This is a genomic window from Pseudoalteromonas sp. ATL1 (assembly GCF_058933015.1).
Genome location: NZ_JBZYXL010000001.1, coordinates 665,601 through 690,847 on the forward strand (window position 1 = coordinate 665,601; position 25,247 = coordinate 690,847).

Consider the following 25,247-nt stretch of genomic DNA (forward strand, 5'->3'; position numbering starts at 1 on the left):
TTCGTTTAAACTCAACTTAAATTTCGAAACGAAACTTAACAAACGCAAATATGACGAAACGAAACACTCAGCAACGACGCCATACCATCCTCTCAAAAGTGAATGAGCAGGGTGAAGTGAGTGTGGACATTTTAGCGGCTGAGTTTGAAACATCGGAAGTTACGATTCGAAAGGACTTAACCGCGCTGGAAAAGAGTGGGTTATTGCTACGTCGTTATGGCGGTGCTGTGGCACTGCCGCAAGAAATCGTTGCAAAAAGCAACGACAAACGCGATTCACTTCGCAAAATGGCAATCGCCAAAGCGGCCGCTAACCTTATTAAAGATCACAACCGCATCATTATTGATAGTGGTAGAACGACTGCAGCGATGATCCCCGAGCTTGCCAACAAACAAGGCTTGGTGGTGATGACCAATGCCATGAATATAGCTAACCGACTGTTATCGCTAGAAAATGAGCCTACACTGTTGATGACCGGCGGCACCTGGGACCCACATTCTGAGTCATTCCAAGGGCAAGTGGCTGAAAAAGTACTGCGCTCTTACGACTTCGACCAACTATTTATTGGCGCAGATGGCATTGATGTTGCGCGTGGTACGACTACCTTTAACGAGTTGGTGGGGCTGAGTCAGGTAATGGCTGAGTCTGCCCGAGAAGTTATCGTGATGGTGGAGTCTGACAAAGTGGGGCGCAAAATCCCTAATTTAGAATTGCCATGGTCTCAAGTGACAACCTTGATCACCGACGACAATCTTGAATTAGACCTGTGCCAGCGTATTGAAAGTAGCGGCGTAACCGTCATTCGCGCAAGCGTTTAAAGAATTTAATGCTATGCACGGACGACAACACCGTGCCTAGTCAACATCATTATGACAACACACTTCACGTGCAAAATGGAGAGATTATGTGTGGTATTGTAGGGGCCGTTGCAGAACGCCCAGTAAACAAAATTTTGATTGAAGGCCTAAAACGTCTTGAATATCGCGGTTATGACTCAGCCGGTGTTGCGTTGAGTTTAGACAGTACGCTAAGCACAGTTAAAGCCGTCGGTAAAGTAGTTAACCTTGAGCAAGCGCTTGAAAAGGCGGCGGTTAAAGGTACGACTGGGATTGCGCATACGCGCTGGGCAACGCACGGTGGAGTAACAGAAAACAACGCCCACCCACATGTTTCAAACAGCGAAATTGCCTTGGTACACAACGGTATTATTGAAAACCATGTACCACTGCGCGATGCGTTAAAAGGTGACGGTTACGAGTTTTTATCGGATACCGATACAGAAGTGATGGTGCACTTGATCCATCAACTGCGTCAGCAACATGACGACTTACTTAGTGCGGTAAAAGCAGCGGTAAAACAGCTTGAGGGAGCATACGGTACGGTGGTTTTTGACAAAGCCAACGACCAAGAAATGATAGTGGCGCGCTCAGGTAGCCCACTGGTTATCGGCCTAGGCTTGGGTGAAAACTTTATCGCCTCTGATCAGCTTGCGCTACTTCCAGTAACACGCAGCTTTATCTTCCTAGAAGAAGGTGATGTTGCGCGCATTACTCGTGAAAGCGTCGAAATTTACGACATCAACGGCGAATTAGTTGAACGTGAAGTGGTTGAGTCAAACATCACCCAAGACAACTCAGGCAAAGGTGAATACCGTCACTACATGCTCAAAGAAATTTACGAGCAACCACTGGCGGTGCGTAACACCCTTGAAGGCCGCCTTGAGAATGACCGTGTTGCAGTGGACGCTTTTGGCGACAGTGCGCAGCAAATCTTTAAAGACGTAAAACATGTACAGATCATTGCCTGCGGTACGTCATATCACTCAGGTATGGTTGCGCGCTACTGGCTAGAGCAATTTGCAGGCGTAAGCTGTAACGTAGAGATTGCCTCTGAGTTCCGTTACCGCCAATCATTTGTACATGAAAACAGCCTACTTGTAACCATTTCACAATCGGGCGAAACCGCTGATACGCTAGCTGCTTTGCGCCTTGCCAAAGAGCAGGGTTACATGGCGTCAATGACCATTTGTAACGTACCGGGCTCATCGTTAGTGCGCGAATCTGACTTGGCATTTATGACCAAAGCGGGTGCGGAAATTGGCGTGGCGTCCACCAAGGCATTCACCACACAACTTGTTGGCTTATTGATGCTAACAGCTTCAATCGCGCAAGAAAAAGGCCTAGATCAAAGCAACATTGTTAATGCCATTAAAACCCTACCTAACAAGTTAGAAGAAGCCCTAACACTGGCGGGTTCAATTGAAGACTTAGCGGAAGAGTTTGCTGACAAACACCACTCACTATTCTTAGGTCGCGGCTCACAATACCCAATCGCAATGGAAGGCGCGTTGAAATTAAAAGAAATTTCATACATCCACGCCGAAGCCTACGCGGCAGGTGAACTTAAACACGGCCCACTGGCGCTGATCGACGCAGATATGCCAATCATCGTGGTTGCGCCAAACAACGAGTTACTTGAAAAGCTAAAATCAAACGTAGAAGAAGTCCGCGCCCGTGGCGGTATCATCTATGTATTCGCAGACAAAGACTCACACTTTGCATCTGACGACACCATGCGTGTTATCAACGTCAACCACGTAGAAGACATTCTAGCGCCAGTTGTATATACAATCCCGCTACAGCTTCTATCGTACTACGTTGCAGTGATTAAAGGCACCGATGTAGACCAACCGAGAAACCTCGCAAAATCGGTCACGGTAGAATAAGAAAAGGCGCGAAAGCGCCTTTTTTGTGACTTAGTAATATAGTGTCACCCCAAGTATTAAAGTATCATCCTAAGTAATAAAGTTTCATACTATTTGTATTGAAAAATAGTCCAGCCTTTAACAGCTGGACTGCCTCAAACTAAAGATGGTCAAATATCGAACCTTTGCTAGGAGTGAAAAGCTTTTCATAGTACCTCGTAGCATATTCGTCTGTCATTCCAGAAACGAAATCACAGATTACCCTCATTTGCTTACGCTTTACTAAGTATTGGGTTGATGGCTCCTTTTTTTCTTCTTCTGATAACTCATTAAGTACTGATTTTTCTGCATCTTCCCAAGTTTTTTGAGTCTTTTTCGGTAAAAGTCTCTTCGGATCAGTTGCCAATACTCCAAAGAGCTCAATGATTAGTTTTTGACCCTTGAACTCAAGCTGTTGCACATTTTCATTATTGATAACAAGTTCCCTAACCAGATCAAATATTGCTTTTCTTAATTCCTCAACATCTGTGGTTAGCTCAACATTCAATCTTAATAAAGGCTCTGAGCATTGGGAGTCATTTTCGACTATTTGAGTGTTACTAATCATTAAATTGACGAGGGAGCCTATAGCGTCTTTGCGTGTATAGCTTGACTCAAAAAGATCTTTTGTAATTTTGTCATACGCACAATCTGGTCGCATGGTACTAATTTTCGCAAATAACTCTTTTCTTTGCCTGCCATCTACTTCTTCTTCAAAGTAGCGCTCCCAATCACTCTGACGGATAAGTTCCAGCGACAAGGCATCTTCAAAGTCATGTAAACTGTATGAGATGTTATCTGCTAGGTTCATGATTGAGCAATCTAATGATTTGTATTTTGTAAGTTTATGCTCGGTTTCTGGAGAGCGGCGGTCCTTATTATTTTTTGGCTTGTATTCCATACTTGCAGTAAACTTTTCTTTATCCTCTTGAGAGAAAGGCTTCAGGATGAAATCTACAATACCTTGATCATCATCATGATAACATTTAGGTGGCTTTTGTTTCGTGGCTTTAAATAACCAATTCGGTGTGTCTTTAGCCTTTTCTTCATAAGCCTTGTTATTAAGCAAAGAACTGTATGCTGCTGGATATTTCAATACACCGAGTAGCATTCTACGTGTTGGGTTTAAACCATATCCTTCCAGGTATTTATCTAAAGTCCCAAGAATTCTTAAAGTCTGTCCATTTCCTTCAAATCCACCATAATCTCTCATACAGTAATTTAAAGCTACCTCACCGCCGTGTCCGAATGGTGGATGCCCAATATCATGTGCTAGACAAATAGCAGTGATTAATTCTTTTGGTGGTAGATTATTGGCGTTTTTTACATTTTTCTTACTCAGATACTGTACGATCCCTCTTCCTATTTGTGCCACCTCCATAGAGTGAGTTAGCCGAGTCCGATAGAAGTCGCTTTCCCCTAACCCTAGTACCTGAGTTTTAGATTGTAGTCTCCTAAATGCCGATGAATGAATTAATCTAGCTTCATCTCTGTCGTATTCGCTACGATAATCATCGGCTCTGGGCGGCTGCTCTTCAATACGCTCTTCCCAAATTTTGTCTTCTTGGCTCATAGTTCCACCATATTGTTCCTTGATATTAAAAACGTGCATTTGCAAGTTTCCTACTTTGGCTGACTAAAGTGCATTTATCCAAATAGTCAATTTGAGTCTAGTTGCAATCAGGTGGATTGGTAGGCTATGCTGAAATTTCAATCAGTTATAGCGGTATATTATGTCTAGGAAGATTGGCCATACTGAGGCGCAATATCGTAAGTGGATTAAAGAGGGGCGTGGTACTGGCGAGTATCAAGATTACAAACCGTGGTTAACGGTTTATGATGCGCCATCCGATGGCCGTGTACATCGAGTCTTTGGTTATAAGTCTAAGCGAACACACCATTTATTATCCGATCTTGAACTAGCTATGTTTTATTTGCTCGAGTGGCGGCAGGATGTACTGCAAGTTAAAGAGCAGTTTCCGCTTGAGCTTGAGATAACGCTAGAGTTAGCCGAATCCGCAGGTATCAAACACCCAAATGTTCGGGGTGTTGACCAATACCTTTCGAGCGACTTTCTTGTTGAAACAACATCACAAGATCTGCCCTATTTTGCGTTACAAGCCAAATATGTCAGCGCTTTGGAAGAGCAGCGAAAAATAGAGATACTTGAACTCGAGAAACGCTTTTGGCATGAAAAGCAGATCCCTTGGCAAATAGTCACTGAGCAAGAGATCCCAAAAGTTGTTAAAGTGAATGTTGAGTGGATTTACCCATTGCAAGGTGAGCATGAAGAAGCCTCAGACTCCGCCATTGAGCAAGCCAGATTCTATGCCGATTACTTTGCAAAACACCCAACCAAAACCCTTATAAACGCCTGCAAAGAGATAGATACCGCCTATGGGCTAGACTTAGGAGAGTCGTTGTTTGAGATAAGAGCTTTGCTGGCTGACCGTTACTTTACCTTTGATATTTTCACGCCAGTCCAAAAGCTACAAGTTGGTCATCTTAAACTAGGTAACGTTGAACAAATTCAGGAGGTGTTTCGTGTTTCAAATCAATGAAGTATTGCAATACGAACAAACCTTGTATCGCATTTTAATGGTATTTGATTATTACGTGCTTTGGATAAAAGTGCACGATGACAAAGCCTTCCCTGAACTTGTTGAAATAACTGAGTTAGAACAGGGTTTTCAAGATGAAGTGCTCAAACGTGCAGCCGACCCATATAGCGATATTGCTACTGTAATTCCAGAGCCAGGTTCTACCGCTCAGTTAAAACGTGATGAAAACTATGATGCAATCAAGCCATTGGTAGAGCTTGAGAACTGCTACGAACCGAAAGCTAGAGGCAAAGTGGTTAACCAGATAGTGGCAGAGACAGGAAAAACCAAACAGTCTATTTATCGTTTTGCCCGTAGATACTGGCAACGTGGCCAGATCCCCAACGCATTATTACCAGATTATAAAAACTCAGGTGCCAAGGGCCAAAAGCGCCGAGCTACAACAAAGTTAGGGCGACCGCGCAAATACATGCCAGGCACTGGTGCGCTAATTGACGACTTTACTGAAAAGCTATTTCGCATAGCGATTGAACGACACATATTAACCGACAAAGGCAAATCTTTTAGATACGCGCACAACAGGCTCAAAGATATTTATGAGCAGTACTTTCCTGACTTACCCGAAGAAGAATTGCCAACACTCAGGCAAATGGAGCATTTCTACAAACGTGAGTATCGCCAAGTAGACAAAATTGAAGCGCAGGCGGGTGAGATAAAGCGAAAGAAAGATATTCGACCACTAACTGGTACCGCCGCCGCAGATGTTTTGGGCCCAGGTATGCGGTATGAAATTGACGCCACAATCGCGGATATCTATCTGGTGTCTGATTCCCAAAGAAGCAATATCGTCGGTCGCCCAGTGATTTACATGGTTATTGATGTATTTAGTCGCATGGTGGCTGGGTTTTATATTGGTTTTGAAAACCCTTCATATTCTGCGGCCATTCAGGCAATACATATGGCCACGACGGATAAATCAGACTACTGCCGTCAGTTTGGTTTTGACGTAACCCCGCAGCAATGGCCGTGTATTGGCTTACCTTCAGCATTGTTGGCTGACAGAGGCGAGTTGATGGGTCATCAAATTGAATGCCTTGAAAAGGGCTTTGGTGTTCGCGTTGAAAATACACCACCGTTTAGAAGCGAGGCTAAAGGGGTTGTCGAACGAGCGTTTCGCACTTTCCAACAAGCATTCAAACCGTTTGCACCTGGTGTGGTCACAGGTACCAAAATCAAAAAGCAAGGCGACAGAGATTATCGCTTGGATGCGAAGCTTACTATTCAAGAATTTACTCGAATCATCTTAGCTTCAGTACTTTATCACAATCAATATCATGTGATTGAAGACTACGATAAAGCCCCTGATATGCCAACAGACCTACCGAATAACCCGTTGGCGATATGGAATTGGGGCTTGCAGAATCGTACTGGTCGGTTGAAAAAGCCAGCAGCTGAGCATCTTCGTGTAGCATTGATGCCAAGAGCTCGGGCGACGATATCTGATTCGGGGGCTTGTATATTTGGCGTGTATTACACCAGTGCTGAGCTTTTAAAACTAGGCTGGATGCATCGTGGCAAGGAGGTTAAACGCCCTAAAAGTGTGGAAGTTGCCTATGACTTAGCAACGGCAGACTATATCTACATTTATCACGGCCCTAACTGCAATGACTATTTTGTGTGTCAGTTGGCAACACGCTCAAGACAGTTTTCAGGTGCGAGCTTTTGGGATGTGTGGCAGCAAAATGATGAGTTAAAACAGACGCATGCTGATGCAAAATTAGTTGCTGATGAACAAAAACGTGCTTTGGAGCGACAAGTGATAGAGGTGGTAAAGCAAGCAGAAAAGGCCGCGCCAAAACACATTGGTTTATCGGATGCGGAACGTATTCGCAATATTCGCGACAACCGCGCAGAAGAAAAAACCAAAGAACGTAAAGAGCGCGCCTATAAACCAGTGAACATCGACACCAGTAAATCAGCGCAAGTGCATTATCTTTCTGAGCCCGATGACGATTTGGACTTTCCTGACTTTTCAGATCAGCTGTTTAAAGAGGATGACGACGCATGAGTTTACCCTCTAATATCTTCCGCGCGGTGTATCAGGAGTCTGAGATCGAGCGTTATAAAGGCAACCCGTTTATTGAAGCACTACCAAAAGTGAGCAAAATTGAAGAGCTGAAAACTAAGCTAGAGGGCAAAGTAAAATACAACCCTGTGGCGGGGTATTTAGACGCAAGGCAGCGTGCTCATGAGTTATGTGGTTTGCTTGATGACTTCTTTCAACCTTTATCGATGCATGTGGCGCTTGAGGAAAAAATAGCGTTGATGATCCGCGGCGGCTATGTTGCCAGAAACATAGCAACTGGCCAGCTACAGCAACACTTACAAAACGGCTACGAACGCTTGATGACGGGCGACATTAGCAGTTTTCGTTTTGCCGAAGCGCCTTCTACGGCACGTTGCTTGTCACTTATTGGTTGCTCTGGATGTGGTAAAAGCTCCAGCGTGTTGCGGATATTAGCCACCTACCCACAAGCGATTTATCACGAGAAATATAATACTTACCAGCTTGCCTATTTGCGTATCGAATGCCCCGTGGATGGGTCATTAAAAAGCCTCTGCTTAAACTTCTTTAAAGAGGTCGATAAACATCTTAATACTGATCTCACAGAGAGATACGGCTACAAACGTCATAGTACTGAGGTGTTACTGTCATTTATGGGGCAAGTCGCCAATCAATATGCCATTGGTGTGTTAGTTATTGATGAAATACAGCGTTTAGGCCGCAAACAAAGGGAAGGGCAAGAACGCATGCTCGAGTTTTTTGTGGCCTTGGTGAATATAATTGGTCGATTCTGAAAATCTCGGCTTTCCAGTTAACCGAGCCTTTCCGTTCCCAATTCATCCACTGCAAGTCTAGCTAGACAATTCGATATTTGTCCGATTTTTCCAACTCAGACACATTTTCAACCAACATAAAATCCAGACGTAAAAAAGCCTCAATAGGCTTAGAATTTTTCTGAAGTTTTGCCCGATACCCGCTAAAATGGCATTGAGTTTGTCGCCCAATATGCCTTTCAAGCGGTTTAACCCCAAATGGCCATCACTTTTCATGTGCCCGATGATGGGCTCTATCCCATTGCGCCGCTTGAGTTTTTTCTTTATCGCAGGTGTCACACCGCGTTTTTGTCCTGCGATAAAGACTTCATACCGCTCTGCCATATGACCGCGATAACCTCGGTCTACAAAACACGTAAACGGGCGAATGTTGGTGACGTCTTCGACTATTTTCAAGGTGCGATACAAGGTGTCACCATCATAAGGGTTGCCGTGCATGGCATGACAGCATAGGACAAATTGTTCCTTCACCGTCGTTGCTACGCTGACTTTTACCCCAAACTCGTACGGTTTTGCACTTTTACCTTTCGCGATGCATTCAACGTGCGGCTCATGCAGTGAGTACAGCTTCGATTTACTGAATTTATCTTGCTTGAGCAGTTTTTCAGCTTGGCGGAGTTGAACGACCATCGCCGCTGAGGGGTTGGTATCTAACTTACGAAGAATGTCGCGGAACACACGGCCAAGATACGACTTTTGTTTTTTCAATGCTTTACGCATCCGCTTGTATTGTTTGGCATGCGCATAACGACTGACTGAATTTGCGACCTTCACACCTGCTCTCGCATAGCTTTGCCGCAGTGTGATACCTGCGTGTTTGGCGAGGTCGACTAGTTTTTTACGGCATCGTTCAAGCAGTTTACTGTCGGTTGGAAAACTGATGTTCTTTTCCATCACGGTGCTATCCACCACTACTTCGCGCAAACTACTTTCTTTTACCGCGCCGACTTTTAGTCCGACATCGACGGTGAGCGACAACATCAATTCCGCACCCTGTTCGCCAATTCGCTTGCGAAAGCGAACCATCGAACTTGGGTCACACGGCATCTGATGAGTAAAAAACTGCATCCCACAAAAATACTGCCAATAGGGATTTTCACACCACATGGCGACCGTATTTTCATCCGAAAGTTTATGAATTTGTTTAAGATATTCCAATCCAGCCAATAACCGAATGGGTTTTCCCAATGCGCCAGTATCTGCACTATAAAGTTGACCAAATTCGGCTTCTAAACGCTGCCAATCAATGATGTTGGCCAATTTAACCAGTTCATGGTTGGGCGCCACGAGGTCAATCAATTCGATCGTGAACAGCTGCTTTTGTGGTGTATGGTTGGTCGCTTTTGGCTTCATTTTTAATCTCCATTTTGCAAGGTTTTGAGGGGTGAGAAAACAAACCTTGCAAAATGAGGATAGTAAGATCGTTTAGATCATCAAGAAGATCAATACATTAAGTGTTTTTCAGTGTCGACTAATTGGTGTGCCGGTGATTTTGGTTGGTACTCCTAAAGCAAGGCCCATATTCGAACTTGAGTTGCAATCAGCAAGGCGCAGCACGGGCATTGGCTCTATGGTGTGGGCGCCCCTACCACAGCACAAAAATAGAATCGATCAAGCGACGGGTAAACCAAAGCCCACAGAGTGGCGATTGCTGACAGACAAGCTTTGGCAGTATCAGTGGCTTATTCACCGCGATGAACCGCTCACAGAAGAAGTCCGCAATACTTGGTTTGAGCTGTCTCAAGGGGTGCTAGACATTGTGGTTAAGTTATTTGTGCTTGCACAACTACGCGCCATTATTACTGGCGTTGAACGGCTATCTTCAAAACTATTTGTGAAGGTGTATGAATCTGAATTACAGCCGATCCACCCCATGATTGAAGCGCTCAAGTCTGGTAAAGCTAAGAGCATTGCCAAGTATTCAGACTTAAATTACAAAGAGATTGATAAGCGGTTGTTGGAACTCAGTCAGCAGATCTCTGAAGTTGCCGCTGCTAAGTCAGACACACTCCCTTTTGCGAGCGACTCAGAGGCCATGAGGCTTTATAACCTTTTGCTAGGCATGGGGTGTGAATCAGAGTTATTGGTACCATTAGTGCAAAAAGCCATTAAAGATCACCCAAACCTGCAGGTAAGAGCGCTAATTCCACTCGTTCTTGAGTGGTATGAGCAAACGCCAGATGAAGTGGAGGAGTTCAAAGAAAAGCCAGTACTCATCAAGTCAAAAGACTGGCATACACTGCGGAGTGACGATTTGCGTTTTGGCTATTCTCAACACAAAAAGCAATCGGGTGAGCTTTATCAATACTACAAACAACAAGGAAAGATTTTTGATATGACCGCTTGGCTTAAACAAAGCGTGTAGCATGGCCTGTTTACCCGTACCTTGCCCCGATGAGCTGCTGTATAGCGTCATCGCAAGGTACGGTGTGCATGCAGGTATCATGTCACCCAAGCAATTGCTTGATGAGGTATTCCAAAATCGTCAAATAATCGCCTCAGTAGCCTTTCAAGGGCATTTATCGCAGATCTCCGCTCATTATCAAGGTAACGCTAGTTTAACACCATATAAGCTGTTACAGAGGCATACGCTTTTTCCGTTGTACTCTCCTTTTGTGCACCCCAACATTGCAGCTCAAGCTAAACATGAGTTGCTGACTGATTGCAGGCACTCGGCAGAAGTACAGCTAGGCAAAGCAGCATCTAAAGTTAAAAGCCCACACTATCTGCGTTACTGCCCATTATGCGTAACAACGCAAATAGAACAATATGGAGAACCTTTTTGGACACGGCGCTGGCAACTGCCTGGTTTTTCAGTATGTGCAGAGCATGGCATGCAATTGATAAACAGCCCTATTTTGATAAGCGAGTTGCATAGGCACCAATTTATTGCGCTAAGTCCTCATGTGCTTTTGCATTCAAATCCAAATCAAACAAACCACAAAATCACATTGCTAGCGGAATATGCGCAGCAGTTGCTGAACTTGTCAGAGCACCATATACATCCGTTGCAATGGCGTTATTTTTATCATCATTTGGCTTATCAGCTGGGGTTTGTTAGGGGTAAGCAGGTTGAGCACGAGCTGATCGCACAATTGGTTTTAGGGTATTGGGGCAACCATACCCTAGCAAGCTTTGGGCTCGATATAAACAAGGCTGAAGACTCTAATTGGTTGAAGTGTTTGTTTAGAAAGCACAGAAAATCATTTAGCTACCTTCAGCATCTATTGGTATGGCAAGCATGCTATGAGCAGCAGTTGGATATAGCGAACATACTCACTACAGCTCCAGCATTGCCGCATACCCCATACGATGAAATGGCCTTGAGCACTGAGCCTGTGGTGGTTGACCAAGTACGTCGTACAAAGTGGCAACGTGCTGTGGCTAAGTTTGGCGTTAAAGGCGCGAGGCAAAACGGTTTTGCTCACCTTTACACATGGTTATATCGGCATGATAAACAATGGTTGATGCAATTTAATCAAGGCTCTGCCAAAGTCAAAGTTGCAAAAACAGACAGAGTTGATTGGTCAAAACGAGACAAAAAATACGCAAAGCAACTTATTTCATTGATTAATAAAGTAGAAACTCAGCTTGGCTCAAGCCGCCATACAGTAACTTGGCTAGTTACCCATGCAAGCATCCCTTTGTCTCAGATCAAATTCTTAGAAAAGTTACCGTTATGTAAATTGTTTTTTAATAAATATTGTGAAACTATAGAGGAATACCAATGCCGTCGTATCGCTGTGGCATGTATTCGTTGTATTGCAAAACATCAAATACTTAGAACTTGGCGAATTGAACGCATGGCAGGGCTAAACGAGAAAAGGACCCGACCACTCGCGTCACAATTGCTAGGATTTGCAGTAACGTATGAACCAAGTTAATAGATTTAAAACACTACCAGACGACGCCAGAATACAGGCGATAGGCAATCTGTTTAAATACAATGACCGCAAAACGTGGGATATTGGTGTTCGTTTTAAGCAATCCACTCGCAAGGCTCTTAAGTTTAGCCAGCTACCCTATTTAAGCCGACAAGTCGTACTAAACCAAACAGTTGATGCCTTGCCCCTAGGTTTCCCGATCGAGTTTACCTTACCCGAACGAGCATTTTGGCAAACCGCCACGGTGGGTGATAGTGGTTTAGTGACGTATAAGCTGAGCGAAGAGCAATCGCAAAAATGCTTTGTGTTTGAAAGTGCAGGCAAAACCATTTACTTGCCACAGTTGGAACTGGCCAGAGCGTTGTTTTTTACAAACAACTACCTAGCAAATGCCGCACTCATTAATAGTGCGCTCGACTTAGAGTTTTACGTTGACCACCACCCCAACAACGATGATAAAGAGTTTCCTTTAGATCTCGTGATCAACGCCTTACCAACAACATTGTGCCCAAAAGTACTGCTTGATAATGAGGGGTTTAGACATCAAATTGCTTGGTTATTGTTAAACAGTGACATTAAAAATTCGTTTAACAGCATTTATCAGTATTTTTCGCAAGAGCGAGTTAGGGTACCTAACGTAGAGCGTTGGACTTTTCGATTCGACCCACCTCAGCTCAAGGCTGTAAAAGTAGCCGCAAGAGGTTGGAAGTCACGTGATGAAAGCACATGGTTTATCAATCGCATTGAATTATTGGATGGTTTGTTCTTCCCTGATATTTCGGATGTAGGCTTTTCACATCCAGATTTTACCGAAAACAAACCAGGTTCGGGTAAAGGGAAAGTTGGTACCTACCCGCAACTGCCTACACAGCGAGAAATCGACGAAAACAGCGACGGTAGCCAAGATAACGAGTCTGCATTGATATTCTGTGATGCGACACAGCGCATATACAACAGAGTGCCACGCACTCGTAAAGTCGATGCAAAGCCTAGAAAAAGTCCTGGTGGTAAAGAAGACGAAGATAAACCTGACACCTTACCACCTGACGTAAGCACCGATGACCCTAATTCGCGAGGCGATACACCCAGAGCCGCCATTGATGGCTTAGATGACCTCACCGACAACGCCGATTTATATCTCAATAAATTCGATAGCTTCTTCAAAATGCTGGAGATATTAGAACAAGAACATGGTGTTAAACAAAATAAGCCTATTGTTCGTAAGCTACCAGAAGTGGGGCGCAGTGAGAGCCACCTTATGGTAGACGGTTCGCCTAGATGTATGGCTATTGTAAAGATTGAACATCAAAGCGAAGGCTATTTTCTATTAGAGGTGGATACCTCAGATGGCAGAGCCTCCATTGCCACCAAAGTCATCTCAGCACGAGCATTAGCGCCAAAAGGCAAGTTACGAGACTTTATACCCGAGATAGAAAGAAGATTGCTCAGTAACCAATTCTGCTGGCCAAAGAAATACTTTGATGCGCTTGTTGGAGAAGGCAATCACAAAAGTGTGTCGCATCAGCCTGCAAAAGATAAAGGAAAGCTGACAGAGGAAGATGTGAATAGGTGGGCTGAGCGCTTTTTTAGAAATGTGATCGTAATTGATTCGAACTGTATTTAATAAGGAATGAATGAATGGCAAGCGCTTTGTTGGATGTTTACCATGATTTAGCAGGTGTAAATGATATAGATAGAGAAGGCTTTTTGGCTTTAGTCGATGCTCCTACTGGAGTTGGAAAAACTTACCAAGTATGTCAATTTTTTGTAGAACATTTGTTGGAGTCATCAGGTAAAAAAATCATTTATTCAACCAATCTAAAGAAGAATGTTTTAGACGCGTACAATCAACTTAAGGACCAAATTAACAGTTCAAGTTATATTGATTTGGAGACAAAGAAAAAATTACTAGGAAGTGTAATTTTTATTCCTTCTCAAGAAGATGCGATAAGTGCTCTTTCCGATAAACATTGGGATGTTATTTATAAACTCTTTCCTCAAGCAGAAATTAAAGATATCAATATTCTCAGGTCTTGTATCTCAATACTAAAAACAGCTCAACACTCTGGTGGAGCAGAAGGTGAACTAAGTAGTGATATTCGAATAAAAACATCCAAGCTGTTCAATCTCCTTGTATATAATTTAAGGCGCCTAAACAAGGAAAATAATCATGCTGTAAATACTAAGCTGCAGGAAGTTATACAGGTATTTCTGCCGGCGTCAAAGCTAGATGATGATGGTACACAAGTTATTTTCATGACTACCGCAAAACTGATGTTACCTTGGCAAGGAGTTCAAGGAAGCTTCCGTATTAGTGACTTACTAAATAAAGTACTGGTCGTTCTTGATGAATTTGATAGGCAGCAGGATGAAATATTAAAGCATCTGATCGAGTCTCCCGTAGAAGTAGATATTATTGACGTATTGAGAAGAATTTATGCTGGTTTTTCAACATATAGGGTTGATGCATCTGAAGAGTTTGCAGGAATAGATAAAAGTTTTGATAAGTTTAGAGAAAAATTAACTGCATTCGGTAACTACTGGCACCTTAATTGTCGGATGGTTTTAAGTGACAATGGGCTTATCCTGAATGAAGGGGAAGGGGGAAAAGTCTTTAGTTTATTATCAGACAGGATGTCTATTCATACAGCAAACTTTGGGCTGGATGAATTACGATATATGCACTCGAAAAATGAAGAGTTAAATGTATTTGGAAAAGATGGTGATATATCCGGTACCAGAGTAATAAACGAGACTGCCAAGTTACTGAGAGCTTTTAGTAATGCCATGCTCGGCGCTATAAAAAGATTAGAAAAAAACCATGTAAAAATAAATCAGGGCAATAATTCGGATGCACCAATAGCGATAATTAAGCCACATACAACTAACGATATGATTTCAAAATTACTTAATCACTTCGGGTTAGCTTCCCTCAGAGAAGAAGTTTTATCATTGTTAGGCGCCAGACTGAGTTTCACGATAAACAAGGAAAAGCGTAAATATAGTTATCACGAGTTTGGTTTTGAAATATCCAATATATGTAAAACTTCAGATATAGATAATACGATAACGGCAAAAACATTTGACTTAAGTATTACTCCATCTGGCCTATTAGCTCATTGGGTTGATGACGGTGCGCAAATTTTAGGCATAAGCGCAACTGCTTCAGCGAAAACAGCGATACATAATTTTGATATCAACTATTTAAATTCGACTCTTAAGAATAGGTTAAAACAGCCTGACGAAGTTCAGAAGCTTAATATTCAATCTGAGTATGAAAACAAGCGCCAATATAAAAATAAGGGAGTAAAAATAAATGTACTCCCTATCTCTCCAATGAATTTAGCTGGAGGGCTGAAAAAGCTAGTTGAAAGATACAAAGGAAAGAACCTCACTCGCTTAGAGTATTCTGATTGGGTGCAGGAGGCTACAGGGGTTTATAGTGGAAAAATTAATTTTCATGAAAAGAGGTTAGCGAGGTTAATAGCCGCGATTCAATATTTTGCTAAACATAAAACTAATCGCTATATGTTTTGTATGCTCGGGAGAAAGTTCACGACAGATGAATTTTCAGGGCTGATTAATTGGTTAGCGCAACAATATGATTTAGTTGTTTTTACTAATATCAATGCGGGCTCATTTAAAAATGGTGAGTTTGATAATGTTATACAACAGCTTGAAAACACGTCGAAAAAAATTGTTGTAGTAACAAACTATCAAGCTACTGGTGCTGGCTTATCACCATGTTATAGGCTAAAGGATAGTCGAGGCTACATATATGTGGGTCCAGAGCCCAAAACCAGTAGTGATATCAACACAGATATAGATTCTATATATATTGAACAGCCAAAGTCATTAATTGGTGGGGTATTTCACGTTCAACAAAGTCAGTCTGAGCGTACTACGATGATGCGTAAAAGCATTCACCAAACATTTATGATGTTTGAACAAGCCTATATGAGAGAACAAGAAGTTAAAGGCACTCTGAACAAGTTAATCTCAAGCAAGTTGCATGAATTTTCGACTTCCGAGTTATCTAGGGTGTATCAAAATTCGCCTGATTATCAACATGCCACTTACAGGTTCATTGAGCAGGCGCTTGGTCGAATGTGTCGAACGGAGTGGAAACAGCCAGAAATAACGATTCTATTCGATGATACTGAAAAGTTTATGGAAACACTTGCCAAAGATATGAGACCTCAGCAGACACTGTCATTTGAGTATCGAGGACTGATCAATAAAGCCAAAGAACTTATATATATAGATCATGATGATAGTAGTAGTAGCTCGTATTCCCCAGCATCAATGCGAAACTGGTCTCATATTCAGAGGCTGATTACTTCTGTATTTAGAATGCAAGCTATTGACTCTATAGCTCAATATGAAAAATTGCGAAACCAAGTGCTTTCTTCCCCAACTGTCAGTGACCCAAATGTTTATTATGTCTTTAGTGAGCTAGAGGGAAGTTATCAATTTGTATTTGAGCAGTCACCTGAAAGCGGGCCTCAAATATTTATTAACCCAGTCAATAAAACAGGACTTCGAGAAGTTTCGGCGGAGTCGGCAAAACTATCTTTACTGGTTCAGAACCCAGTAATTAGAGAATACTTCTCCAAAAATAATATTGCGCTTAAGTGGAGTGATAGCCCATATGTGTTAATGCCGGCAATGTTCGATATTTATATGGGGGCGGTAGGTGAAGAAGCAATTAAGGCACTGTTGAAGTCTGAAGGGTATTCCATAGAAGTTATGAAAGCTGGTTACCATGAATGGTTTGACGGTTATATATCAACACCGAATAGTATTATTTTAGTAGATATAAAGCACTGGGAACTTAGAACAATGACAACTAGTTTAGAAGATAAAACTGTGGGTGGGTGTGCCAAAAAGCTTCATGCTATTCGAAGTCGTTGGCCAGAGGTGCATCAGGAAGATAAGGGAAAAGCGTTCAAAGCTCTATATATCAATGTAATAGCTAAGAGTAGAACAGATTCTATGTGTGAAGGGTTTTCGATCTTTCCTATATCTGAAAGTGAGGAAGGGGTTAGCTCATATATACAAAAACCTTCAAACGTATACTGTGCGGATATGATTTCTGTTTCAGGTATTATAGACCCTGAAACAGGCTTGCATGATACAAAAGGAATGATGCAACTAATTGATATTCTTGGAAGATTGTCATGAGTGTATGCTTATCTTCAATGGTATTAGCTGAAATTGATAGAGATGCTCTAAACAACAGGTTTGTGCTTGCACAAGTTACTTTTCCTCAAGAGCAGCCGATAAAATTTTCTAAGGCTCTTGGTGAGTTGGATAAAAGCTTAACGCCAATAGGAATGATCAAACACTCGGGGTGTTTTTGGTTGCTTTTTGAACGTGGCAATATACCTAAGTCAACAAAAACATTCACAGTTAGACAAGCTTACTTTCAAGAGCTGGACAACTTGGCTGTTTTAAGGTTGCTATGTAGAGCTCTTGGTCGACTGAGTCCAAATGAGACCATATCAGGGCTAGGTGAAACGTATGTATTAGTTGAAAAAGAAACTTATGCGAAAAAGCCGCTATTTAAATGCCAGAAAATTGATTTTGCTTACAGCAAACGCTTCAATGAAATTTTTATAAAAATGGCTGGGCAGGTTTTTTGTCATGAATCATTGGTGTCAACGGAAAAGCGGAATAGAGAAAGTTTAGTACGGTACTCGGTAGAAAAAAGCTCAGGGCTACTAAAGAGGGCCCCAAGTGGTGTATTCATTCCTATGAGTCCAGGAAAAAACAATTTTGTCACTAATGCACTAGACATTAGTGGACTGCAAAGCGGTTCTCTAAGAAGAAGCAGGCTCGGGGCTCTAAGTCAGTTTATTCAATTGATGAATTCAAGCTTTATAGGTTTAGTGTCAATAAAATTAAGGGCAATCAATTCAACTTGGCGCCAGCATTATGGGCCAACAGAGATAAGGAATGTTTACAAGAAAATATATGAAACAATAAATGACCTTGGTGGTGTTTATATTTTAGATGCAGCTTTAACAAATACAGCTTTCAAGCGATTTCAGCAGGTCAACTGGCCTGTGGATGTGAACTTTATCAATGATATCTCCCAATTGTCAGAACATAACCTCGTAATTTTGACTCTTGATGAAAAAGAAAGTTATGAGCAGCAAGGTCTCCTAGACCCAAAAGAAGGTTATTATTCTAGGGTTGGGGCTACTCAATCAATATATTCAAGTACTGTTCTACAAGCATCAGAGGAGGGTATAAGGCCGCTAATTGATACTTGCCTTAAAGAATTGATGGTCAAGCAAGAATGCTTGAATGGACAACTGCTGATTCAAGAGCTACCTGGCAATTACATATTCGTTGAGCGAGTACAAGATCCAAAAACAAAGGAAGTCTTTTTTGATGCGTTATATTGTCACGATGGAAAAATACACTTCAAGCGTCATGATGCAATGTATTTTGATTCAATAGGTATTGAGCTACCTGAGCCTATAAGTTACCTAGACAAAAATTTGAAATACATAATAGAGTTATTAGAAAATAAGTGTGAAAAGATAGTTTCTATTTCAGGTGAGGGAATTATAGCTGTACCTGACGCTGAACTTTTGTTTGATATTCTGGAGCAGTTGGAAGATGGTGCTGAAGAGGGCATGTCAAGGACTTATATAGAAGCTTGGATATCAACAAAAACTGATTCAGATCTACATTTTAAAATCCGTAAGATGCTGTGTACTCTGCCACATCAAGCAATGTTTGATTTAGACCACTTCAAAAAATATAAGATAAATTATCGCTCTAAGTTAGAAAAAAGTTTTTTCGATGATTATTTTGACGAAACAGGTATTCGAATGAAGTATTCAATGAAAGGTCAGCATAATGAGTACCTGGAGAGCATGACGGGCCACTTTTATGATGACAGTATAGGCGCCTATTATGTGGGGATACCTAAGGGTGGGTTTAAGTTTAGCCGAGGGCAGTTTAATCACATACGCAAGATATGGGGTGACGAAGAGTTGATAGGTCGAGTTCTAGACATGACAAGAACATATTACGTTAGGAATAAAATCAGCACGGTCTACCCTTTTCCTTTCAAGTACCTAAGTGAATATCGTGCATTGAAGTTGATGGTTTAAGATGAAGCCAAAGTTGAACCTGGCTTCAAAAACTTATTGGATATTTTGTTTACGCCAGTTATCTACAGCTACTGATAGGCGCTGATCATTGACTGGTTTTTGCCATTCGTCCCAGAAGTCGACAGTACCGCTATTTGGTTTATTCTGTGGTTCATCAATTCTTATGCGGCTTGGTAGCAGGCTCGCATCGCCAACAACAAGTGCCTCGCCGGTATCCAGTGTCGGCAAAATATCGCTAAACCCACCAAGACTATCAGGGAGTAAGCGTTTGATTACGCCTTGATCCTCAGCGTTAGTCAGTCTCATAGACACGAAATTACTACATTGACTGAGCATAGTCTTATTAACTTCAGCTGGACGTTGGCTTATTACTACTAGGCTGACGCCGTACTTTCGGCCTTCTTTTGCTATACGCTCAAAAATATCAATTGATATATTATCAGCAGAGCCAGCCATGTTGCGTTGTGGCATGTAAAGGTGAGCCTCATCGCAAAGTAACGCAATCGGATGGCGAAGTTTTGAGGGAGTCCATTGTTGAACAGAGAATGTTACTCTTGCAACTAGAGATACAATCAATGGTAGGACGTCCGACGGAACTTCAGAAAAATTAATGATCTTAATCCCTGCTTTGCCATTCTCACCTGTGCTTCCGAGAACTGCTGTTGTGAACTCATCAAGCCAAGTGAAGTTTAAAGGGGCTGCGCCACCGTTGAACATAAAGCCAAGGCGCCTATCTGAAATTTTGTTTTCAAGACGAGAAATCATACGAGCGAGTTTCCCGAAGAAATCACCTTGTTTCGGTTTGCCGCTCGCTCCTGGAACCATTTCGACATTAATTTCATTTAACCTTTCCAGAAGAACATTAAGGTCAAAGGGAACAGGGCTATCGACAGTAAAGTGTTTCAAGATGTCTTGTTGAGCATTTTCTTGCAAATACTTTTGCTTAGCTTGATTGATTTCGCGTGCCATAATCATGGCCTGGTTAGGAGCATTCTGATCGCTGCGATCGACGAACAAAGACACTAGAGCTTCATAAGAAAGTAACCAATAAGGAAGGTAGAGCACATCATCATCAATAGTATGCTCTGATTCAACATCAGCTGGACCTGCTACTTTGAAATGCTGAATACCTTTACCTACTAAAGGAGAATATTCGCCATGCAGATCAAAGACAATTGCGTTAGAGGCAATGAGTTCAGACATCTGCTCGATAATTTTAGCGGTTGTCCAAGATTTACCTGATCCAGTACTGCCACCAATAAAGGCATGGCGCTGGAAAAACTTGTTGCCGTTTAAGTAAGCCGTAGCCTGCTCGTCCAGCGTGTATTTGCCTAGAATCAGGGCATTCCCTTCGGCAGATACGTTAGACAGGATACGCATGAAGCTTGTAAGGTTATCTCCTTCGAGTGAGAAGCAATTAGCATCTATTTCAGGAACGCTTTCTAGGGTTCGCCGAAACACGTTTTCTTTTTCTCCGTCACGATCTAACATGGTACCAATTAGGGAGATTCTACATAGATTTAACTCAGGCGAACGGTCATTGATGCCATCATTGATAATGTCTTCGATACTTCGTTTGCGAGTCACTTGTGTAATCAAGCCGATGAGGTGTTGTCCAAGTCTGCTACTTTGCAAAACAGCAAGGTGGTTAACTTGCAACCTTTTAAGCTTTTCTATGTTCTCCACCTCTACGATCACATTTGTAGTATCGACGGAGGTAACCTTTCCAAGAGCTTCTTCATCCTTAAATGTAAAAATGGACATATTTTCTTCCTATATTATTAGTGATAGGTAGCCTTTAAGACTCCAGATATTCATTTCTACAGTCAAAGGGTTCTCACTCAAAGAGGAGTAAACGATTGATTGATCGTCTGTTGCACCTCGTTCGATTGCTATATAGTTCTGTGCTTTACCATCAAGAATAAGCCTTCTAGCTGAGTCAGAAAGCGCATAAGTAATAATAGTTATGGGGGTTTTCTGTCGAAGACACTTAGCCATCAGTTTTGGTTGAATATGCTCATCATTAAAGCCATAGCCAATGCAAAGATAAGACCCAGCTTCGTTAATGGCTTGATCTGCATTATTAATGATCGATCTGAATGGTTCTAAATGAGTTTTGTGGTATTTTTGGGCGCCAGGAGTCACAATCTGCGGTTGATAGCTCTCTGGTATCTTTTGGATATTGGATAGGGCCACAGTATCTTCTAAAGGGCTCTGAAACCAATCTAGGGATCCATGTACCTTCCATATATTTACTCTGCGAGCGGAGGTAATTGCTGTAGGTGTAGAAAGCTGGCGGAAAAAACCATGCGTAAATCCTGTATAGTGATAAATACCTTTCTGATCGCAGGCATATTCAGCTAAGCGGTCATAATTTGTTGTGATAATGTTTATTGTTTTTAGACTGCTTCTAAACAGAGGGCGTTCAGAATTCTGTGTCAGCTAATTTTGGCTAGATATCTAAGACATCATCCAAGCGCCCATCAAAATGAATCGCCAGTTGAGACAATGTCATATTCCAGTTTTGAATTGGCATTGTCCATTTCTTAGAAGCATTCAATATCCCAGCATACAGTAGCTTAAGCAAGCTGTTTTCGTTTGGGAAGCCACCTTTCGTCTTGGTCAGTTTACGGAACTGGCGATGTACAGCCTCAATAGCGTTCGTGGTATAGATGGCCTTGCGAACGTACTCTGGATACTTAAAATAAACGGACAGGTTTGCCCACTTGTTTCGCCAAGAACGGAGCACTATCGGGTAATGTTGACCCCATTTGGACTCTAAACGCTCAAGTTCCATCTCTGCTGCTTCTTTGCTCACAGCGCGGTAAACTGGTTTTAGATCAGCCATGAACTCCTTTTGATGTTTGGAAGCGACGTACTTCATAGAGTTGCGGATCTGATGAATAACGCATTGCTGAACTTCTGTATTTGGGTAAATAGTTGCAATAGCTTCAGGGAAGCCTGTCAGGCCATCCACGCAGGCTATCAGGATATCTTCAACGCCACGGTTATGCAGATCCGTTAGTACAGATAGCCAGTAGTTCGCGCCTTCTGACTCGGATAGATACAGACCAAGCAGCTCCTTCTTGCCTTCGACGTTTAAGCCTAAGATAGTGTACACCGCTTTGCTGACATAGCGGCCATCTTCCTTAATTTTGTAGTGGATAGCATCAAGCCAGACGAACGGATAGAGCGCATCTAATGGTCGTTGCTGCCATTCTTTCAATTCGGGTATCAAACAGTCGGTAACGCCTGTGATGGTAGCCTCAGAAACGTCAATACCATACATATCTTCAACATGGCCGCGGATATCACGATAGCTCATGCCAAGCGAAAACATGGATAAGATCTTGCGGTCGATCTCATCAGTTAACTTAGTCTGGTTTTTCTTAACTAGCTTTGGCTCAAATGAGCCTGCACGGTCACGCGGGGTATCCAGTTCGAAAGTGCCCACTGAAGACTTAACGGTTTTCTTACTAGAACCATTTTTACGGTTAGGCTGCTCGTCATCTACAAGGTGCTGTTCCAGCTCTGCTTTTAAGGCAGCTTCGGTGATCTGTTTGATAAGAGGGGTTAAGAAGCCATCTTTGCCTGTCAGATCTTGCCCTGACTGAAGGGCTTTAATGGCTTGTTCTAAATCGAAGTCTTTGGTCATGTGTCATTCCTGTTTTCTTAATGATACTGAAATGACACAGATTTCTAAACACTACCTCTAAACATATGTTCAAGAAGGCTACTTAATGGAAACATCTCACTGTCTTTAAGGCTACTCTGAAAGATGTCCATGTCTTCAGAGTTGATGAGTTTCCAGGTTGCTTTAACGATCTTGGACGTTAGTTCCTCTGAAGCCGCTACTTGATGTAAAGCCGTTTCGAGGTCTGTACCATTGTCTAAAAGTAGGCAAAAGTTTTGCCAACTTTCTAACTCTGGGTGTGATAGGCCAGAAGTCTCAGTATGCTCTATCAAAAATTTCGCAAGCGCTTCCATCCCCGACATGCCATGTGCAGCAGAAGCTCCGCTGCCCATAATTATGACAGGCGCCTGTCCATAGAAATCCTGCGCTTGTTTTTGGTAGTTCAATTCAGCCATATCATTCTCTTTGTTATTGCCGTCATCCTTCAGCTAACAGTATAGCTATAGCATTTATTTCCAGAGATTTTGTTTGCCGTTTTTTCAACTGTGTTGGTGCTTCATAAAAAGAGTCTTCACTGTTAGGCAACATTATGTTCTTGTTGAGCCTTTTCTATTGCTAAAGACTCTCTATATTCAGCGGCTTCTGCTTTCATTGTCCAATGAACATCAGATAAATTCTGCTGCTCAACTACCTGCCTAATCTCTGCCAACGAGGTTTTGAAAAACTCTTTTCTGGGGTTTATTTTGTTTACCGATTCTCTCTCAAATCTTCTGTGCAGTTCTTTCTCTAGTGTGGGCGCATCCTCACTGTAGATCATGGCATGAATATCAAATGAAAAAGGAACAGAGGCATCGCCAAGCTCTTTTACTCTATCAAGTGGTTCCAAGCGTCTTGTCATGCCTATTTTGAAAACATTGTCGCCAAAACTACCTATGTTACTTATAACATATACATGTCCTCGGCGAGTTTGTTGCGCCATTGATAGTGCTCGTTGACCCCTTTCCTCAGCCTCAACAAGCTTGCTTTCTAAATCTGCCAGCTGAGCCTCAAACTCCATTCTTTGTTCTTCGTTTGCACTAGCTAGCTCAGCTCTAGCCTTTTCGAGAGCTTTCTGAAGTATACGCTCTTCTTTTTCAGCTTCTTTAATCGCCTTTTCTATCTCTTTCCTAGCTTTTTCTTCTTCTCGAATTTGCTGTTTGATTTCTCGTTGCTCCGCGAGTTCTATTTGTCTGAGCTCATGAGTAGATACGGCCCATTTGAGTTCCTCTTGACGAGTATCTAAGAATGATTGGTTTATACGAGCATTCTTGAATGGTGCGCCATTATGGTTAACTAGAGCAAAAGCATCGATTATTTCTTGTTTGATCTTCCCGTAATTATCATGTTTAACTTTTGCTAAAGCGGAGTCGACTTTTCCGTTGAATGCATCAACAGCAAAATGAATGGCGTATGTTCTTCTGTGGGGCTCAACATAGTCACAGTCTCCAGCGTGGCCGTGTTTGACCATTTCTCGCATTCGCTTTCTTACCTGTTTGAGCTGTTCTCCAGCTTCTTTAAAGCTAAATTCTTCAGCTAAATCATCTAAGACAGAATGATTTGGAATGATGTAATCATCTTTGTAGCCTTCAATTGTATTCTTCATTGCTTTTATGGCTGATGCATAAGAGTCGGCTTTTTGTTTAGCATCATAAGCATCACCCGCAACTTCTTGGGCCTGTGTTTGAGCTAACTCGATAATTCGATTTGCTTCTATGTGGGCTTCCTCTGTTAGCGCATGAGCTTTCTCCTTGGCGTCTTTCAATTTTTGGTTTGCTTTGGTGTTTAGCTCATTTGATTCTGTGTTTATATCTTGTACGCGCATTCTCGCTTCATTTATCAGTCTGTCTGCTTGTATGCGACTTGAATTAGCTAGCTCATTAGCCTCCCTTTGAGCTTTTGCGAGGGCCGCTTCAGCTTCTGATATTCGAGATACAGCAGTTTTTTCTGACTCTCTGAGCAGGTGTTGTACGTGTGCTTCCATATCAGTAATGGGGGCATACTTCTCTTGCAAAGAGGAATGTTGTCTTTGCAAACTTGAAACAAGCTCCGCTTTATCAGCTAGAGCTTGTCGAGCTTCCTCGAGTTCAGCTTCAACTTTGATTCTTTTACGTTTTGATAGCCAAGCAAAGAACAATGGGGTAACTAATATTAGAAGGGTAATAATGACGCTAATTAAGCTTCCTGAACTTTCTTGTTCCACAAGTAATTCCTTTTTGCTTTAATATTATTAACATGAACTTAACGTTAGATTACCCCAATTTATTGTGGAACTCCATAAAACTGGGTTTGGTCAATGCTTTGTGTTTTATTTTTTGACATTTGGTGGTCTAGCAGGGGGAATCTCCAGTACTAGTGAGT

General features: G+C 42.2%; 17 protein-coding genes. 10 read left to right on the plus strand and 7 right to left on the minus strand.

The genetic code is table 11. From position 1 onward, the window contains the following. Positions 1-50: 50 nt before the first annotated feature. Together AC5FX4_RS02845 and glmS are read left to right on the plus strand one after the other, a co-directional pair. Positions 51-818, plus strand: a complete 768-nt coding sequence (locus AC5FX4_RS02845; RefSeq protein WP_493605008.1) for a DeoR/GlpR family DNA-binding transcription regulator — start codon at positions 51-53, stop codon at positions 816-818. A gap of 86 nt (positions 819-904) precedes the next feature. Continuing rightward, positions 905-2,725: a glutamine--fructose-6-phosphate transaminase (isomerizing) gene (gene glmS / locus AC5FX4_RS02850; protein WP_493607759.1), complete on the plus strand. Its 1,821-nt coding sequence runs from the start codon at positions 905-907 to the stop codon at positions 2,723-2,725. Between the two features lie 139 nt (positions 2,726-2,864). On the opposite strand, the gene AC5FX4_RS02855 is transcribed toward glmS, so the two are convergent. Next, complete coding sequence (locus AC5FX4_RS02855) at positions 2,865-4,355, minus strand: anti-phage deoxyguanosine triphosphatase (protein ID WP_493605009.1); 1,491 nt, start codon at positions 4,353-4,355, stop codon at positions 2,865-2,867. A gap of 121 nt (positions 4,356-4,476) precedes the next feature. Between AC5FX4_RS02855 and AC5FX4_RS02860 the strand changes: the two genes are divergently transcribed. From AC5FX4_RS02860 to AC5FX4_RS02870, 3 genes are read left to right on the plus strand one after another with little or no spacing between them, the layout of a single operon-like run. Then, positions 4,477-5,304: a TnsA endonuclease C-terminal domain-containing protein gene (locus AC5FX4_RS02860; protein ID WP_493605010.1), complete on the plus strand. Its 828-nt coding sequence runs from the start codon at positions 4,477-4,479 to the stop codon at positions 5,302-5,304. Then, a complete protein-coding gene (locus AC5FX4_RS02865) occupies positions 5,288-7,372 on the plus strand; it encodes a Mu transposase C-terminal domain-containing protein (RefSeq protein WP_493605011.1) in 2,085 nt (694 codons plus the stop codon). Before AC5FX4_RS02860 ends, AC5FX4_RS02865 begins: the two co-directional genes overlap by 17 nt. Then, on the plus strand, positions 7,369-8,163 hold the full coding sequence (locus AC5FX4_RS02870; RefSeq protein WP_493605012.1) for an ATP-binding protein: 795 nt from the start codon (positions 7,369-7,371) through the stop codon (positions 8,161-8,163). The genes AC5FX4_RS02865 and AC5FX4_RS02870 overlap by 4 nt, the downstream gene beginning before the upstream one ends. Positions 8,164-8,220: 57 nt before the next feature. Here the strand turns inward: AC5FX4_RS02870 and AC5FX4_RS02875 are convergent, their stop codons facing one another. Beyond that, positions 8,221-9,555: an IS5 family transposase gene (locus AC5FX4_RS02875; protein ID WP_493605013.1), complete on the minus strand. Its 1,335-nt coding sequence runs from the start codon at positions 9,553-9,555 to the stop codon at positions 8,221-8,223. A gap of 133 nt (positions 9,556-9,688) precedes the next feature. Between AC5FX4_RS02875 and AC5FX4_RS02880 the strand changes: the two genes are divergently transcribed. Genes AC5FX4_RS02880 through AC5FX4_RS02900 form a run of 5 tightly spaced genes read left to right on the plus strand, consistent with a single transcriptional unit; the run spans position 9,689 to position 19,216 of the window. Next, positions 9,689-10,567 carry a hypothetical protein gene (locus AC5FX4_RS02880; RefSeq protein ID WP_493605014.1) on the plus strand — a complete coding sequence of 293 codons (879 nt, stop codon included), beginning with the start codon at positions 9,689-9,691 and terminating at the stop codon, positions 10,565-10,567. Between the two features lies 1 nt (position 10,568). Next, entirely contained in the window at positions 10,569-12,086 is a 1,518-nt protein-coding gene (locus AC5FX4_RS02885) for a TnsD family Tn7-like transposition protein (protein ID WP_493605015.1), read from the plus strand. Further along, positions 12,073-13,710 (plus strand): Tn7-like element transposition protein TnsE, encoded by a 1,638-nt coding sequence (locus tag AC5FX4_RS02890; protein ID WP_493605016.1) that lies wholly within the window; start codon positions 12,073-12,075, stop codon positions 13,708-13,710. Before AC5FX4_RS02885 ends, AC5FX4_RS02890 begins: the two co-directional genes overlap by 14 nt. A gap of 14 nt (positions 13,711-13,724) precedes the next feature. Then, a complete protein-coding gene (locus AC5FX4_RS02895) occupies positions 13,725-17,270 on the plus strand; it encodes a hypothetical protein (RefSeq protein WP_493605017.1) in 3,546 nt (1,181 codons plus the stop codon). Further along, positions 17,267-19,216: a hypothetical protein gene (locus tag AC5FX4_RS02900; protein ID WP_493605018.1), complete on the plus strand. Its 1,950-nt coding sequence runs from the start codon at positions 17,267-17,269 to the stop codon at positions 19,214-19,216. The genes AC5FX4_RS02895 and AC5FX4_RS02900 overlap by 4 nt, the downstream gene beginning before the upstream one ends. A gap of 33 nt (positions 19,217-19,249) precedes the next feature. Here AC5FX4_RS02900 and AC5FX4_RS02905 read toward each other — a convergent pair whose 3' ends face one another. The 5 genes from AC5FX4_RS02905 to AC5FX4_RS02925 form a co-directional block, all read right to left on the minus strand. Further along, on the minus strand, positions 19,250-20,980 hold the full coding sequence (locus AC5FX4_RS02905; protein WP_493605019.1) for an ATP-binding protein: 1,731 nt from the start codon (positions 20,978-20,980) through the stop codon (positions 19,250-19,252). Between the two features lie 9 nt (positions 20,981-20,989). Beyond that, entirely contained in the window at positions 20,990-21,658 is a 669-nt protein-coding gene (locus AC5FX4_RS02910; protein WP_493607760.1) for an SIR2 family protein, read from the minus strand. Positions 21,659-21,668: 10 nt separating this feature from the next. Further along, on the minus strand, positions 21,669-22,871 hold the full coding sequence (locus AC5FX4_RS02915; RefSeq protein ID WP_493605020.1) for an IS256 family transposase: 1,203 nt from the start codon (positions 22,869-22,871) through the stop codon (positions 21,669-21,671). Between the two features lie 44 nt (positions 22,872-22,915). Continuing rightward, a complete protein-coding gene (locus tag AC5FX4_RS02920) occupies positions 22,916-23,305 on the minus strand; it encodes a hypothetical protein (RefSeq protein ID WP_493605021.1) in 390 nt (129 codons plus the stop codon). 122 nt (positions 23,306-23,427) lie between these two features. After that, on the minus strand, positions 23,428-25,089 hold the full coding sequence (locus AC5FX4_RS02925; protein WP_493605022.1) for an SNIPE associated domain-containing protein: 1,662 nt from the start codon (positions 25,087-25,089) through the stop codon (positions 23,428-23,430). Positions 25,090-25,247: the final 158 nt, after the last annotated feature.